The organism is Variovorax sp. CAN15 (genome assembly GCF_030462475.1).
GTDB lineage: Bacteria > Pseudomonadota > Gammaproteobacteria > Burkholderiales > Burkholderiaceae_C > Variovorax.
The window spans coordinates 95,847-110,183 of the sequence record NZ_JASMRZ010000014.1 but is presented as its reverse complement, the minus strand read 5'-3'; the positions used below and the strand labels follow the sequence as shown (position 1 = coordinate 110,183).

The 14,337-nt window shown below is 66.9% G+C and carries 16 protein-coding genes; 11 read left to right on the top strand and 5 right to left on the bottom strand.

The window, feature by feature from the left end; translation table 11 throughout:
- A partial coding sequence (locus QMO14_RS12865) for a TorF family putative porin (RefSeq protein WP_301507600.1) occupies window positions 1-593 on the bottom strand: 593 nt, incomplete at its 3' end.
- Between the two features lie 202 nt (window positions 594-795).
- On the opposite strand from QMO14_RS12865, the gene QMO14_RS12860 reads away from it, so the two are divergent.
- The 3 genes from QMO14_RS12860 to QMO14_RS12850 all read left to right on the top strand — a co-directional run bounded on the left by QMO14_RS12860 (window position 796) and on the right by QMO14_RS12850 (window position 3,975).
- Entirely contained in the window at window positions 796-1,752 is a 957-nt protein-coding gene (locus QMO14_RS12860; RefSeq protein ID WP_301507599.1) for a LysR family transcriptional regulator, read from the top strand.
- 102 nt (window positions 1,753-1,854) lie between these two features.
- Window positions 1,855-2,928, top strand: a complete 1,074-nt coding sequence (gene add, locus QMO14_RS12855) for an adenosine deaminase (protein WP_301507598.1) — start codon at window positions 1,855-1,857, stop codon at window positions 2,926-2,928.
- Window positions 2,929-2,967: 39 nt separating this feature from the next.
- Window positions 2,968-3,975, top strand: coding sequence for a tripartite tricarboxylate transporter substrate binding protein (locus tag QMO14_RS12850; protein ID WP_301507597.1), 1,008 nt, complete (start codon window positions 2,968-2,970; stop codon window positions 3,973-3,975).
- On the opposite strand, the gene QMO14_RS12845 is transcribed toward QMO14_RS12850, so the two are convergent.
- Window positions 3,962-4,888 (bottom strand): DMT family transporter, encoded by a 927-nt coding sequence (locus tag QMO14_RS12845; protein WP_301507596.1) that lies wholly within the window; start codon window positions 4,886-4,888, stop codon window positions 3,962-3,964. The genes QMO14_RS12850 and QMO14_RS12845 overlap by 14 nt on opposite strands.
- Before the next feature lie 74 nt (window positions 4,889-4,962).
- Complete coding sequence (locus QMO14_RS12840; RefSeq protein WP_301507595.1) at window positions 4,963-5,733, bottom strand: GntR family transcriptional regulator; 771 nt, start codon at window positions 5,731-5,733, stop codon at window positions 4,963-4,965.
- A 165-nt stretch (window positions 5,734-5,898) separates the two neighbouring features.
- On the opposite strand from QMO14_RS12840, the gene QMO14_RS12835 reads away from it, so the two are divergent.
- The 5 genes from QMO14_RS12835 to QMO14_RS12815 are packed head-to-tail and all read left to right on the top strand — an operon-like array spanning window position 5,899 to window position 10,597.
- On the top strand, window positions 5,899-6,114 hold the full coding sequence (locus QMO14_RS12835) for a DUF3311 domain-containing protein (protein ID WP_301507594.1): 216 nt from the start codon (window positions 5,899-5,901) through the stop codon (window positions 6,112-6,114).
- Complete coding sequence (locus tag QMO14_RS12830; RefSeq protein ID WP_301507593.1) at window positions 6,111-7,586, top strand: sodium:solute symporter; 1,476 nt, start codon at window positions 6,111-6,113, stop codon at window positions 7,584-7,586. The genes QMO14_RS12835 and QMO14_RS12830 overlap by 4 nt, the downstream gene beginning before the upstream one ends.
- Before the next feature lie 31 nt (window positions 7,587-7,617).
- Complete coding sequence (locus QMO14_RS12825) at window positions 7,618-8,820, top strand: amidohydrolase family protein (RefSeq protein ID WP_301507592.1); 1,203 nt, start codon at window positions 7,618-7,620, stop codon at window positions 8,818-8,820.
- Window positions 8,817-10,097, top strand: a complete 1,281-nt coding sequence (locus tag QMO14_RS12820) for a cyanate transporter (protein ID WP_301507591.1) — start codon at window positions 8,817-8,819, stop codon at window positions 10,095-10,097. The genes QMO14_RS12825 and QMO14_RS12820 overlap by 4 nt, the downstream gene beginning before the upstream one ends.
- Before the next feature lie 5 nt (window positions 10,098-10,102).
- Complete coding sequence (locus QMO14_RS12815) at window positions 10,103-10,597, top strand: nucleoside deaminase (protein WP_301507590.1); 495 nt, start codon at window positions 10,103-10,105, stop codon at window positions 10,595-10,597.
- 25 nt (window positions 10,598-10,622) lie between these two features.
- On the opposite strand, the gene QMO14_RS12810 is transcribed toward QMO14_RS12815, so the two are convergent.
- Window positions 10,623-11,177, bottom strand: coding sequence for a hypothetical protein (locus tag QMO14_RS12810; RefSeq protein ID WP_301507589.1), 555 nt, complete (start codon window positions 11,175-11,177; stop codon window positions 10,623-10,625).
- A 242-nt stretch (window positions 11,178-11,419) separates the two neighbouring features.
- On the opposite strand from QMO14_RS12810, the gene QMO14_RS12805 reads away from it, so the two are divergent.
- The 3 genes from QMO14_RS12805 (at window position 11,420) to QMO14_RS12795 (ending at window position 13,463) form a co-directional block, all read left to right on the top strand.
- Window positions 11,420-11,674, top strand: a complete 255-nt coding sequence (locus QMO14_RS12805) for a hypothetical protein (protein ID WP_301507588.1) — start codon at window positions 11,420-11,422, stop codon at window positions 11,672-11,674.
- A gap of 189 nt (window positions 11,675-11,863) precedes the next feature.
- Entirely contained in the window at window positions 11,864-12,853 is a 990-nt protein-coding gene (locus QMO14_RS12800) for a patatin-like phospholipase family protein (protein WP_301507587.1), read from the top strand.
- Between the two features lie 55 nt (window positions 12,854-12,908).
- Window positions 12,909-13,463, top strand: coding sequence for a hypothetical protein (locus tag QMO14_RS12795; protein ID WP_301507586.1), 555 nt, complete (start codon window positions 12,909-12,911; stop codon window positions 13,461-13,463).
- Window positions 13,464-13,482: 19 nt separating this feature from the next.
- Here the strand turns inward: QMO14_RS12795 and dkgB are convergent, their stop codons facing one another.
- Window positions 13,483-14,301 carry a 2,5-didehydrogluconate reductase DkgB gene (gene dkgB / locus QMO14_RS12790; protein WP_301507585.1) on the bottom strand — a complete coding sequence of 273 codons (819 nt, stop codon included), beginning with the start codon at window positions 14,299-14,301 and terminating at the stop codon, window positions 13,483-13,485.
- Window positions 14,302-14,337: the final 36 nt, after the last annotated feature.

Genomic DNA, 14,337 nt, shown 5'->3' with positions numbered 1-14,337 from the left:
CTGTACGACAGGTTCAGATAGCCCGTGTTCGTGCCCTTCAGGCCCGAGCCGGCCTTGTTGCCGGCGTAGCCGAAGTAGTCCTTCGACACCGTGTGCGAGTATTTCAGCGTGAACGAGCCGATGGTCTCGTCGGTGTAGCCCGCGCTGCCGTACAGCTCCGTCGTGTTGCCCGACGAGTTGCCCGGGTAGATGTAGGTGAGGGCGCCGACGTCCATGTCCAGCGGGCCGGCCTTGAACTTGTAGCCGCCGTAGATGTCGCTCTCGATGCTGTTGCCCTTGAGCCAGTTGACGCTGGAGTTCCAGTTGCCAACGTAGAAGCCGCTGTCGCCGAAGGCATAGTCCAGGCCGCCCTGGATCGCGGGCTTGAAGCCCTTGGTCTTGGCGTAGTCGTTCTTGCCGATCATGTCCTGGTCCTGGCCACGGAACTTGTAGTTCGTGGTGAGCGAGACGTTGCCAGTGAGGGCCGGTGCGGCAGGTGCGGCAGCTGCGTCCGGGCTCGCTTGCGCGAACGCGGCACCGGGCGATGCAATGACGGTGGCAGCCAGGGCAGGGAGGGCGAGCGCCGTCGACACGGCGCGGATCGATCTGTTCATCGGGAAGAGGCTTCGAAAGAAGCTCGCGAATTGAGGAGACCGCGAGCGTAGAAGGCAGCATCTCAAGGCCGTATAAAGAACGCACGGTGCGGTGCAAAAAATTCGCAAAGTGCCGTGGCCTGGCGTTGCCGCCGCTTGGGGGCAGAATCGGACGCGCCGCGCCTGGCACGTCGAACCGGCGCCCTCCAACCACCTCTTCAGCGTGAACACTGTGTCCCTGGAAACTGGCGAACATGACCGTCGGCTGGACGAACCGCTGCTGCGTTCGCTCCATGCCCTGCTGGCCGAGGCCAGCGTCTCGCAGGCGGCGGCGAAGCTGGGCGTCGCGCAATCCGCGCTGAGCCGCCACCTCAAGGTGCTGCGCCAGCTGACGGGCGACGAACTGTTGATACGGGTGGGCAACCGCATGGTGCTCACAGAGCGGGCGCAGGCTCTCGTCGCGCCCACCCGGCGCATCCTGGCCGACATGTCGCTGCTCACCTCGGAGGCCGGGCCCGTCGAACCCGGCGAGCTTCGCCAGAGCTTTCGCATCGCAACCTACGACTTCCTGCCGCGGCGCTTCTTCGCGGACATCGTCGAACGCGTGGGCCGGCAGGCGCCCGAATGCGATGTGGTCGTGCGCGGGCTGGGGTCCCACTTCGAGCACTACCGGCAACTCGCGGACGGCGAGGTCGACATGGTCATCTCCATCTGGCCCGAACTGCCGGGCCACCTGCGCGCGGCCAGCCTGCTGACCGAGCCCATGGTGTGCCTGATGCGCAGGGACCATCCGCTGGCGGGCCGGCCGATGACGCTGGACGACTACCGCCGCGCGCGGCACCTGTCCTCGCTGGAGCACGTTCCGGGACAGGGCTCCATCGTGGATGTGCAGCTCGCGGAACTCGGCGTTTCGGTGCACACGGCGATGCGTACCCAGTTTCTCGGCATGGCGCCCGCGATCCTCGCGCGCTCCGACCTCATCTTCTCGACCGGGCGGCTGCTGGCCGAAGACTTTGCCGAGCAGTACCCGCTGGCGCTCGTGCCGTTCCCCGCCAGGATCAAGCCGCACCGCTACCGCCTGGTCTGGCACGAACGAACGCACAAGAACCGGGCCATGGCGTGGATGCGCGGCGAGCTGATGGCAGCCGCCCGCGAACTGGCCCAGCGCCCCAGGTCATGACAGCGGCGTCATAACCTGCTGCACATCGCGGCGCTGGGCGGCACCGGCGGCCGTGGATAAGGTGGCGGCACACATTCCAATCCAACCGACACCGCGCCGCCCATGCCCCACGCCGTTTCCTCCGCGCCGCTCTCGACCGGGCTGCTTGCCCGGGTCGCCCGGCTTCCCAAGGTCGACCTGCACTTTCACATGGCCGGCACCCTGCGCCCGGCAACCCTCGCCCGGCTCGCGAGCAAGTACGACCTGCCCCTGCCGAGACCGGTCGAGACGCTCTACACCTATCGCGACTTCTACGACTTCATCGATGTGCTGCGCATCGCCGCGCAGGCGGTGCGCAGCAGCGAGGACTTCGAATGCGTGGCCTACGAGGCCGTGGAGGACGCGGCGCGCAGCAGCAACGCGCGCCATGTCGAGATGTCTTTCAACCCGCAGTACTTCATGCCCACCGGGGTGGCGTACCGGGTGCAGGTCGAGGGCCTGGCCGCCGGGCTGCAGGCGGCGCAGCGCGACTTCGGCTGCTCCGGCCTGCTGATTGCCTCGCTCGACCGCGGCCTGCCGCTGGACAGCGCCGAGCGCGCGATGGACGACATCGTCGGCCTTCGTTCCGACACGGTCGTCGGCGTGGGCCTGGACGGCCCCGAACGCGAAGGTCCTCCGGCGAAGTTCGCGGCCCTGTTCCAGCGCGCCGGCCGCGCCGGCCTGCGGCGCACGGCCCATGTCTGCGAAGACAACCAGACACTGGAGGAGGCGCCGCCTACCAACGTGGACGCATGCATCGAGCTCCTGGGCTGCGACCGGCTCGACCATGGCTACAACCTGCTGGCCAGCGACGACGCCCTGCGGCGCGCCCGCGGGCGTGGCGTGTACTTCTGCGTCTGCGGCGTCACCAGTGTGGTGCGGCGCCAGCGCCAGCGCATCGAGGGGGTGAAGCGCATGGTCGATGCCGGCCTGCCCGTCACCCTCAACACCGACGACCCCGCCATGTTCCACACCGACCTCGCGCACTCCTACGCCACCGTGCTGGAAGGCTGCGGCTGGGGATGGGAGCAGGCGCGCGCCTTCAGCCTGGCGGGGGTGGACGCCTGCTGGCTCGACGAGCCGGCCAGGCGGGCGCTGCGCGCCGAGTTCGAGCGGGAGATCGCCGCGCTCGAAGGCACGCCGGCCGCAACGCAATGAGCCCCCGAAATCAATCGAAGCCGAAAGCAAGGAACCGTGATGCGACCCGCAACAGCTGAACGAACCCGCCGCCGCAGACTGCTCGCGGCACTCGCACTCGCCGCATTCGTGGCCTCGGCACCGCCGGCCACTGCCGAAGGCGCATGGCCCGCGCACGCCATCACCCTCATCGTGCCCTACGGCGCCGGCGGCAATGTGGACGTCATGGCACGGTGGATCGGACCCGAGCTGTCTACGCGCCTCGGCCAGCCGGTGATCATCGAAAACGTCTCGGGCGCCGGAGGCGTCATCGGCACCGAGAAGGCGGTGCGCGCCAGGCCTGACGGCTACACCCTGCTTCTGTCGGTCGAGAGCACCGTCGTCATCGCGAAGATGGTCACGCCCTCCACCGTGCGCTACGACGGCCTGGCGGACCTGGTGCCCGTCACCCTGCTGGGCTCCCAGCCTCTGGCGCTGGTGGGCAAGCCGGCGATGCAGCCGAAGACGACCGAAACGCTGTACGCCGAGCTGAAGTCGGCGCCCGGCAAGTACAGCTACGCCAGCTCCGGCGTCGGCACCTCGCTGCACCTGGGCGGCGAGCTGCTCAAGCAGCAGGGTGGCGTCGACGTCGTGCATGTGCCCTACCGCACAGGCGTGCAGATCATCAGCGACCTCAGCGGCAACCAGCTGGATCTTGCCGTGCTGCCCCTGTCCATGGTGATGCAGCAGGCACGGGCGGGAAAGCTGCGCGTGTACGGCGTGATGTCGGACAAGCCCTCGGCAGTCATGCCCGAGGCACTGCCGCTGGCGAGCGTGCCGGCATGGCGCGGTGCGAACGTGTCCGTGTGGCAGGGCATCTTCGCGCCCAGGGGAACACCGCCGCAAATCGTCGAGCAGTTGAACGCCGCGCTGGTTCAGGTTCTGGCGAACCCCGGCGTGCGAAAGAATTTCGAGGACGGCGGCGTCACCCCCATCGGTATCGGCCCGAAGGAATTCGCCGCGTTCCTGAAGACCGAGGAGACAAAGTTCGGCGCGATCGTCACGAAGGGAGGCATCAAGGCCGAATGAGGCGGCGCGCGGGCATCGTCATCGCGACGACTCCCGCCACCACGCACGCCAGCCCGGCCCACGCCGTGGGCGCCAGCCGCTCGCCCAGGAACACCACGCCGATCAGCACCCCGACGGGCACACGCAGATAGGCCTGCGCGGCGGTCGACATCGGCCCCAGCGTCCTGATGAGCCGGAAGTAGATCGTGAAGGCCAGCGCCGTGGAGAGCACCGCGAGCGCCAGCACCGCCGCCATCGACGCGGCCGATGGCGCCAGCGTCCACGGCCTGTCGAAAAGGATGCTCACGGGCAGCAGCATGGCCGCGCCACTCAGCAGCGAACCGGCGGCCGGCACCATCGGGTCCAGGCCCTTGAACACGCGGCCGAAGATCGCGGCGCAGCCGTAGCAGACGGCGGCCGCTACCAGGGCGAGTTGCGCGAGCAGCGAATGCCCGAGCCCGTTCAGCGCCTCGAAGCCCACGATCAGGCAGATGCCCGCGAGGCCCGCACCCACGCCGAACAGGCGGCGCATCGTGGGCCTGTCGGAGCCGCCGAGGCCCAGCCCCAGCAAGAAGATGAAGATCGGCGAGGTCGAGTTGAGGATGGTCGCCAAGCCTGCATCGACGCTGCGCTCCGCCCACGCGATGAGCGTGAACGGCAGCACGCTGTTCAGGCAGGCCTGCAGCACGAAGCGGCCCCACATCGCGGGCTCCGCCGGCAGCTTCACGCCGCGCATGCGAAGCACCGCGAGCAGCAGCAAGCCGGCAATGAGCGTGCGCGCCGCGATCAGCGTGACGGGCGGGATCGTCGCCACGCCGATCTTGATGAAGGTGTAGGAGGCGCCCCAGCAGGTGGCGAGCACCGCGAGCAGCGCCCATTCGAAGGCCGGGCTGGCGCGGGGCTTGTCGATGGAGGAGGGTGTGGATGCGTGCATGGTGCGCCGATCATTCCCCCGCCGGCGCGGCCACACTTCGGCCGCGGGCGAAGCGTGGATGCCCCAGCGCGCTGTCAGTGCTCGTGCGCGTGCGGCTTGCCGCCGCTCTTGCCGCCGTTCAGCAGCGTCGCCAGGTCCACTTCCTGCTCGGCCGCGGCGCCCGCGATCACGCGCTGCTCCAGCTCGTCGAGGTGCTCCAGCGCCACTTCCAATGCCTTGTCGAGCGACTTGCCCGTGGCCAGCGCCTCGATGATCTGCTCATGCTCGCGCGGTGCGCAGCTCGCTGCCTCGGCGGAGTCGTAGAGCGCCTTGTAGAGCTCGGTGTTCGAAATCAGCCGCCTGATGTACGACAGCAGCTCCTCGCTCTGCGCCATCTCCGCAAGCAGCAGGTGGAAGTCGCCCGCCAGCCGGACCGCGTCCTCGCGCCGGCCTTCCTTGAAGGCCTTCTGCTCCGCCTGCACGTGCTTGCGCAGCGAGGCCACCTGCTCGCGCGAGAGATTGCCGAAGAGCGTGGTCACCAGCCCCGCTTCCACGATACGGCGCGCGCGGTAGATGCCGCGCATGTCGTCGATGGAGGGGTTGGGCACGAAGGCGCCGCGGTTGTGCTCCAGCACCAGCCGCTTTYCCGAACCCAGCCGCGCCAGCGCCTTGCGCACCGCGCCGCGCGTGCAGCCCAGCGCCTCGGCCAGCGCGCGTTCGCGCAGCGGCGTGCCGGGGCGCAGCTTGCCGCTGAGCAAGGCCTTGGAGACGGCGCCGTAGACGCGTTCGTCCACGTTCGCGTCGTCGGCTTCCGTGAGTTCGGGGGAGGGGGCGGTCGCTGGGGATTTGCGGGCGGCGGAGGGCATAGGCAGCCGGATTATTGCCTGCGTGCCACCCCTCAGGGAAAGCCCCCGGATTGACTCGGCCCCGTGTGCTCCGTACCATCCGCCTCCGTTTGGTTAACCAAATTAATTTGTATGGTTAACCAAAATCACAGAAAATCCCAACCCGAGACAAGAATCGAGGCCTCCATGAAATCCGCCAAATGGCTTGCCGCACTGCCGGTCGCCGCCTTCTTCAGCGGGGGATGGCTGTCCTCCGTCGCCCCCACCTTCGTGCTCGGCATGCCCTTCCTGATGGTGTGGAACGTCAGCTGGCTGGTGCTGACCTCGCTGATCATGGTGGTCATCGACCGCGCCGAAGGCGACATCGACGCGCCTTCTTCTTCCGCTGGAGACGCGCGATGAACGCGGCACTCGGCGTCATCGCCCTGTTCGTCGCCGGCGCGCTGGCGCTCGCCGTGCTCGCGCGGCGCGGCCGCACCATGAGCCTGGAGCAATGGGCGCTCGGCGGGCGCGGGCTGGGCGCCATCATGGTATTCCTGCTGATGGCGGGCGAGTCGTTCTCCACCTTCACTTTCCTGGGCGCGAGCGGCTGGTCTTACAGCAAGGGCACGCCGGCCTTCTACATCCTGGCCTACGGCGGCCTGGCCTACCTGATGGCCTTCTGGATGCTGCCGGCCATCTGGCGCTACGCCACGGCGAACAAGCTGGTGTCGTTCTCCGACTTCTTCGCTCACAAGTACGACAGCCGTGCGCTGGGCGTGCTGGTGTCCATCGTGGCGCTCATGGGCATGGTCGCGCTGCTCACCATCCAGCTGCGCGGGCTCGGCATCATCGTGTCGGAGGCCTCGTACGGCTCCATCGCGCCGCAGGTGGCGATCTGGATCGGCACGCTGGTCATGGTCAGCTACATCCTGTTCTCGGGCATCCATGGCTCGGCCAGCATCGCCATCGTGAAGGACATCCTCATCCTCGCGCTCGCCGTGTTCCTCGGCATCTACCTGCCGTGGCACTACTACGGCGGCGTCACGCCGATGTTCACCGCCATCCAGGCGGCGAACCCCAGCTTCTTCGAGTTCCCGAAAGAGGGCCTGAACCTCACCTGGTACAACTCGACCATCCTGCTGACGGCGCTGGGCTATTACCTCTACCCGTTCAACCTCACCTCGGTGTACGCCGCCAAGAGCGCGAGCGCGGTGCGCCGCAACACCATCCTGATGCCGCTGTACCAGGTGGTCATCGCCTTCCTGTTCCTCGTGGGCTTCGCGGCCATCCTGCAGGTGCCGGGGCTCAAGGGCTCCGACGTCGACCTGGCCCTCTTCGGCCTGGTGAAGCACACCTTCGACCCGTGGTTCGTCGGCGTGATCGGCGGAACCGGCGTGCTCACCGCGCTGGTGCCGGGCTCGATGATTCTGCTCACCGCATCCACCGTGATCGGCAAGAACGTCTACAAGGAAGGCTTCGCGCCCAACGCCACCGACAGGCAGGTGTCGCGTGTGGCGCGCGGCGTGCTGCCGGTGTTCGCGCTGGTGGCGGTTTACTTCGTGCTGCGCGGCGGCACCACCATCGTGTCGGTGGCCATCTTCGCTTCGAGCCTGCTCACGCAGCTGCTGCCCTCGCTGCTTTTCAGCCTCATGAAGAAGCCCTTCGGCAACAGGCACGCCGCCTTCGCCGGCATCCTGGCGGGTAGTGCGGTGTTGGGCTTCATGATGACCACCGGCTCCAACCTGGGTACGCTGTTCCCGGCCGCGCCGGTCGTGTTCAAGTCGCTCAACACCGGGCTCGTGGCGCTGGCGACGAATGCGCTGGTGTTCGTCGTGGTGGCGCTGCTCACCCCGAACACGACCCGCCGCGCCATCGCCGCTCAGCCTGCCTGACAGCCATAGATAGAGAAACGGACCGCCCCACATGCCATCGCTCCTGATCCGCAACGTGCGCCCCATGGGCGCCTCCCCCCTCGACGTGCTGGTGCAGGACGACCGCATCGCCGCGCTCGGCGCGGAGCTTGCCGCGCCGGCCGGCGCCGCCGTCGAGGAAGGCCACGGCGCCTTGCTGCTGCCCGGCCTCGTCGAAGGCCACACGCATCTCGACAAGACCATGTGGGGCATGGACTGGTATCGCAACGAAGTCGGCGTGAACCTCATCGACAAGATCGAGAACGAGCGCGCCTTTCGCCATGCCAGCGGGCATGACGCGGCCGCGCAGTCGCTGGTGCTGGCCAAGGCCTTCCTGGCGCTCGGCACCACGCGGCTGCGCACGCACGTCGACGTCGACACCCAGGCCGGCCTGCGCCATCTCGAAGGCACCATCCGCACGCGCGAGGCGCTGCGCAAGCTGCAGCAGATCCAGATCGTCGCGTTCCCGCAATCGGGCCTGCTGGACCGTCCGGGCACGGCCGAGTTGCTCGACCAGTCACTGGCGATGGGCGCCGACGTGCTCGGCGGCCTCGACCCCTGTGCCATCGACGGCGACCCGGTCAAGTCGCTCGACGTGCTGTTCGGCATTGCCCACAGGCACCAGCGCCCGGTCGACATCCACCTGCACGAGCCCGGCACCATGGGCGCCTTCTCGCTCGACCTGATCCTGCAGCGCACAGAAGCGCTGGGCATGCAGGGCAAGGTGGCCATCAGCCATGGCTTCTGCCTCGGCGACGTGAGCGAACGCGAGCGCGAGACGCTGCTCGCGCGAATGGCGAAGCTCGGCGTGGTGCTCGTCACCAGCGCGCCGCCTTCGCGCACCGTGCCGCCGCTCATCGCCTGCAGGCAGGCCGGCGTGACCGTGCTCGGCGGCAACGACGGCATCCGCGACACCTGGTCGCCCTACGGCAGCCCCGACATGCTGGAGCGCGCCATGATCATCGGCCTGCGCTACAACCTGCGCCGCGACGACGAGATCGCCGTGGCGCTCGACACCGTCACCCACTCGGGCGCGCGCGGCTGCGGCTTCGAAGCCTACGGGCTCGAGGCGGGCTGCCGCGCCGATCTGGTGCTGGTCGACGCACAGACCGTCGCGCACGCCGTGGTCTCGCGCCCCGTGCGCAAGCTGGTGGTGGCGGGCGGCCGCGTCGTGGCGCGCAACGGCGTGCTGCTGGCGGATGTGGCGTCTCTGTGAGGGGTGGGCGCAGTCATGACGGAGGCATCGCCTTCGCGATCGTCATCGTGCTGGTGGCGCTGAACCTGCGCGCCTTTCTCACTTCGAGCAGCCCGCTGCTCGAACCCATCCGCCTCGCGACCGGCATCGGCTTCCATGCGGTGGCGCTGCTCACCGTGCTGCCGATGTTCGCGATGGGTGCCACTTCGCTCTTGGGCGCGGCGGTCGGCCAGCGCATCGGCGCGCGCGGCGGCGTCGCGCTCGGGCTGGCGGCCATCGCCCTGGCTTGCGCAAGCCGATACGTGGCTGATGGCGCGGCAGCTCTGCTGTGGAGCGCCGCGCTCGCCGGCGCGGGCGTGGGCCTGGTGCAGGCGCTGATGCCCGGCGTGGTGAAGCAGGCGTATCCGGCGCGCATCGGCGTGATGACGGGGCTGTACTCCGCCGCCATCATGGGCGGCGGCGGCCTCGGCGCCATGGCCAGCCCGTGGGTGGCGCACGCATTCGGCGGCGCGCAGCCCGACTGGCATGCAGGCCTGTCGATCTGGTCGCTGCTCGCCGTCTTCGCGCTGCTGTACTGGCTCAACATGCGGCGCATGGAATTCACTGCCGACGCGCCAAGGCAGGGCCTCTCGTGGCTGCGCTGCTTCGCCAGCCGCCGTGCATGGCTGCTGGCCGCGTGCTTCGGCCTCATCAACGGCGGCTACACCAGCCTCGTCGCGTGGCTGCCGCACTTCTATGCACAACAAGGATGGACCGCGCAGCAGGGCGGATCGGTGCTCGCGTTGATGACGGCCGCGCAGGTGGTTTCAGCACTCGCGATGCCAGCCATCGCCCGCAGTCGCGGCCGTGATCTGCGCCCCTGGCTGGTGCTCACGCTCGTTGCGCAGCTCGCCGGCTTCTGCGCGCTGACCTTCGACGCACCCGTGCCGGCAGTCGCCATCGCCGTCGTGCTGGGCTTCGGCCTCGGCGGCGCGTTCTCGCTGTGCATGGTGCTCGCGCTCGACCACCTGCCCGACCCGGCGCAGGCCGGCGCGCTTGCGGGCTTCATGCAGGGCGTCGGCTTCATGATTGCGGCCGTCGCGCCCTTCGTCACCGGCTGGGTGCGCGAGCACACCGGCGGCTTCACGCTCGCATGGGCCTACCTCGCAGCGGTGGTGGTGGCGCTGCTGCCGCTCATGCTGTGTTTCGATCCGCGTCGCTATGCCGCCGCTACCGCGGGCCTGTTCGATGCGCGCGCCGCGCATTCCGGTGCACCATCTCTCACCGCGCTGGACGGCGCGGCCACCAGAAAGGTCTGAACACGATGTACCAGGAACACTTCATGCAACGGGCGCTGGCCCTTTCTGCCCAGGCTCTGCAGGAGCCCGGCACCGAGCCTTTCGGCGCCGTCGTCGTGAAGGACGGCGTGATCGTCGGCGAAGGCTTCAACCACTCCGTCGCGCACCATGACCCTACCTCGCACGGCGAGGTCGAGGCCATCCGCGATGCTTGCCGCAAGCTGGGCACCGTGAACCTGTCGGGCTGCGAGCTCTACACCTCGTGCGAGCCATGTGCGATGTGCGTGGCGGCGATGCACATCGCGGGCATTGCGAAGCTTTACTACGCGGCCTCACTGGCGCAGTCGGGGGAGGCGTTCGAAGGAGTGACCGTGGCGGCGCGGCATCCGATCGATGTGGAGGCGCTGCGCATCGAGGCCGGTGCGACGCTGGCGCAGCGCAGCTTGTCTGCGGAGCAGAAGATGGATCGTGAGGCGGTGGGGATTCTTTCGGACTGGGCTGCGACGCGCAGGGCTTCCTGAGTCTCCTGGACGGATCGCTGCGCGGTCAGCGAGGAGTCTGCTGCGTATGGAGCGGATCGCCCAACTGGCAGGTGCATTCATGCGGGCAAGCCGGCAGGAAGTCGAGCTGCACTCCAAGAACTCGTGAGTCTTCGGCGGGTCCGTTTGAAAGGGACGCAGGGTCGGCGACGTAGCCGCTCTTGGGAAGGGCGATCCTGGCATTGAAGCGCAGTTCTTCTCGAAGAACGAGAGCCACGTTGCGTGCCCGGTCCAGGCCCAGGCCTTTGGGATCGTGGTCTCGTTCTTCCGGGTTGACTGATGCTCCGATATAGATCGCTTCGTGGTTGGCGTACCGCGTTCGAAGCTCCTGCATCCAGGCGTCAAGCTTCAGTATCTGATCGGGAGATACCGTCGCCGAGTCGCGCTCGAAGTACACATAGAAGACCTTGATAGGGCTGCATGCGAGCGCGGCGACCGGGCTGAGCATTGCAAGGGCGAGAGCCAGAATGCGCAGAAATAGATCGAGCAAGGGCCCGTCATAGGGCAGCACCCGGCCGCCAGGCATGGGCGGATCTCCGACCACGAGAATTTTTCGTTCCATTCAATACGCTCCCGTCTTGTGACGAGGCGTTGTATGAGGCCGAGCGCGCTAACACTGTTGTCTATCGTCAAACGCTCAGAAATTTCTCACGAAAAGCACGGATCACGACTCGGCGCTGATTCCCGGTGCGGCCTAGGGAGTGCGCCGTCCGATTCGCGACGATGTTGTTACTCACCGTTTTTTCCGTCGCTGAATAGAGTGACTTCACGGCGTCACTGATCGTGCGCCAAGAGGAGCCGCCGATGATCTTCAACAGAAGCGATGAGAGCACTGCAACCCGAACCTCAACCCGAGTCGCACGCGCACTCGAAACCTATCGCAGCGTCATCGCATGCCACGACCACATCGCGCGCGGCAGCGGCGTTCACTCGCTCACCGCGGCGTTGATGCTGCCTTGCTACAAGGCCGAGTTCCGCAACCTCGTGCTCGCGATGACCCCGGAAGAAGAGCGCGAACTAAGGTACGCGCTCGATTCGATTTGCGAGACCGCGGCGTGAAGACGACTACCTTCGCAGCAAGTTTTGCCGCGCAAGGTTTCATTGCGAATGCTTGCGCGGTTTGCGGAATTACAGAGTTGGATTGAACGGGATTCCACTCGTAGCGGCAAACGCCCGACGCGCCCAGACTCCGCTTCCCCGGCCGGGAAGTCATTTCATGGAAGTCATTTCTCTTGAAAGGAGTTGGCTATGGCGGAAACGCAGAAATTCACCATCCTCTCGTTCGTAGGCGGTGGCATACGGGGGCTGATGTCGGTATCGGTACTGAACAAGATTTACCAGAAGTACCCGCAGATCATCGCCAACAGCGACCTCATCGCGGGGTGCTCCACCGGCTCGATCATCACGAGCGAGCTGTTGGCGGGCAAGTCGCCGCAGGACCTCATCAACCTTTTCACCAGCCAGAAGGGCGAGATCGGGTTCTACGAAAAGATGAACACCGATCCGAAGCGGCCCGCGTACCCCATCGACGAGGTCTACGCCTCGCAGGTCGCGCTGCATGGCACCACGAAGGTCCAGGACATCGTCACGAGGAAGGTGCTCTTCGTCACCTTCAACGTCGGCGGGCTCGAGGTGAAGAACTCGGTGCAGACGGCCATACCCTGGCAGCCGGTCATGTACACCAACATGATCCCCGACCATGGCGACGTGGAGATCGCCAAGGCGGCCACTTCCAGCGGTGCGATGCCGGGGCAGCTGGGTTCGTTCGAAGGCAACGTCGACGGCTGCTTCTTCAACCACGACCCCACGGTCGCGGCGATTGCGCTGGCGGTGAAGGCGGGCCATGCGCTCGAAGACATCGCGGCCATCACCATCGGCACCGGCTACATGCCCGACTGGGTCGCCAGCGACACCCACGAGTGGGGCGCCGACCAATGGATGAACGGCGTGGCGAACCCCTTCAACAATTCGCCGCCGTTCCTCATGAACCAGACGAAGTCTTCGCCTGTGCTCGACATGAGCCTGAACGGCACTTCGACCGAGCTCATGCCGATGCTCGCCAAGATGCTGCTGGGCGACCGCTACACCAATATCAACCCGACGCTGCCCTTCTTCGTGCCGGAGAACACGGTCTACCCGCAGGCCCTGCAGCTGCTGCAGGACAAAGGCGCCAACGCGGACACCGCGTATGCCGAGGCCCTGGTGCGGAAGTACTGGGTCGAACACGCGCTCGGCTGAGCACTGAGCACCACCTGCAAGCAGGAAAACGCATTCCAGGAAAGGAGAAACGACGATGTCGATCACCGCAACAGGTGCTGCAGCGCCAGCACCCGCATCCTCACCCGCGATTCCCATCGAGAAGCTGGATCTCGGTCCGTACAACATCCAGTACCTGCCCGACGGCCACTACGTGCTGGACGTGAACGGCAACAGCCCGGCCAAGGGCGCAGGGGTCATCGGCTACACGCTCAAGCTGCCGCAGGCCGGCAACCAGCAATGGCTGTTCGTTCCCTCGCCCCAGGCGCCGGGCTGGTGGTATCTGCAGACGCAGATGGGCACCGGGTTCGTCCTGACGCTGAAGCCGGACTCCACGAGCGTGCCCACACCCCTCGTGATGATGCCTCCCGGCCTGGACGATGCCGACAGGCAACTCTGGAGCCTTCTGTCCACCGAGGAACCCGGCTACTGGTACATCCAGTGCAAGTTGGGGGCGAGCAATTCGAATGCTCCGCTCGTCATCGGGCTCACGGACAACAAGTCGGAGGCTGGCGCCGTGGCCGGCCCCATCAGCTTCACCGGGTTCCGCGCGCAGGCCTGGGGCTTCAGGCCCGTGGGCAACGCGGGCTGAAGAGCATTGCTCAGGGGGCTCAGTCCCAGGCCGGCGCCAGACCGGCCGGGTCTGTCAGGCGCTCATTGCGCTCGAGCGCCGCGATCTGCGCCATCTCGGCGTCCGACAGCTTCAGCTGCAGCGCCTTCAGGTTGCCTTCGAGGTTCGCGCGCTTGGTGGACGACGGAATCACCGCGTAGCCCAGCTGCATCGCCCACGCCAGCACCACCTGCGCGGTGGTTGCGCCGTGGGCCTTGGCAATCGCTTCGACAACCGGGTCGCCCAGCACCTTGCCGTAGGCCAGCGTCATGTACGACGTGATGTGGATGCCAACGCTCTTGGCGAACTCGGCCACCTTGCGGTTCTGCAGATACGGGTGCAGCTCGATCTGGTTGGTTGCGATCTGCTCCGCGCCCACGGCCGCGATGGCTTCCTTCATGAGCGCGATATTGAAGTTCGACACGCCAATGTGCTTCGTGAGCCCCTGCGCCTTGGCATCTGCCAGCGCGCCCATGAATTCGGCCACCGGCACCGCATTGCCGGGCGAGGGCCAATGGATCAGCGTCAGGTCGACATGGTCTGTGCGCAGCTTCGCGAGGCTGTCCTTCAGGCTGGGCACCAGCTTGTCCTTGGCGTAGTTGTCGGTCCAGATCTTGGTGGTGATGAAGAGGCTGCTGCGGGCCACGCCGCTTTCGGCAATGGCCTGGCCCGCCTCGGCTTCGTTGCCGTAGATCTGCGCCGTGTCGATGGTGCGGTAGCCCACGTCGAGGCCGTTCTTCACCGAGTCGATGACCACCTGGCCCTTCAGGCGGAAGGTGCCGAGGCCGAAGGCGGGAATGGTGTTGTTGCTCGTGTTCATGATGTGTGTTGTCCTTGTGTGTTGAGAAAAAGAGGG

Bases quoted from the DNA above. Each gene is read 5' to 3' on its own strand.
- QMO14_RS12850 (WP_301507597.1), top strand. From the start codon at position 2,968: ATGCGACCCGCAACAGCTGAACGAACCCGCCGCCGCAGACTGCTCGCG.
- QMO14_RS12830 (WP_301507593.1), top strand. From the start codon at position 6,111: ATGAACGCGGCACTCGGCGTCATCGCCCTGTTCGTCGCCGGCGCGCTG.
- QMO14_RS12810 (WP_301507589.1), bottom strand. From the start codon at position 11,177: ATGGAACGAAAAATTCTCGTGGTCGGAGATCCGCCCATGCCTGGCGGC.
- QMO14_RS12825 (WP_301507592.1), top strand. From the start codon at position 7,618: ATGCCATCGCTCCTGATCCGCAACGTGCGCCCCATGGGCGCCTCCCCC.
- add (WP_301507598.1), top strand. From the start codon at position 1,855: ATGCCCCACGCCGTTTCCTCCGCGCCGCTCTCGACCGGGCTGCTTGCC.
- dkgB (WP_301507585.1), bottom strand. From the start codon at position 14,301: ATGAACACGAGCAACAACACCATTCCCGCCTTCGGCCTCGGCACCTTC.
- QMO14_RS12845 (WP_301507596.1), bottom strand. From the start codon at position 4,888: ATGCACGCATCCACACCCTCCTCCATCGACAAGCCCCGCGCCAGCCCG.
- QMO14_RS12815 (WP_301507590.1), top strand. From the start codon at position 10,103: ATGTACCAGGAACACTTCATGCAACGGGCGCTGGCCCTTTCTGCCCAG.
- QMO14_RS12805 (WP_301507588.1), top strand. From the start codon at position 11,420: ATGATCTTCAACAGAAGCGATGAGAGCACTGCAACCCGAACCTCAACC.
- QMO14_RS12795 (WP_301507586.1), top strand. From the start codon at position 12,909: ATGTCGATCACCGCAACAGGTGCTGCAGCGCCAGCACCCGCATCCTCA.
- QMO14_RS12800 (WP_301507587.1), top strand. From the start codon at position 11,864: ATGGCGGAAACGCAGAAATTCACCATCCTCTCGTTCGTAGGCGGTGGC.
- QMO14_RS12835 (WP_301507594.1), top strand. From the start codon at position 5,899: ATGAAATCCGCCAAATGGCTTGCCGCACTGCCGGTCGCCGCCTTCTTC.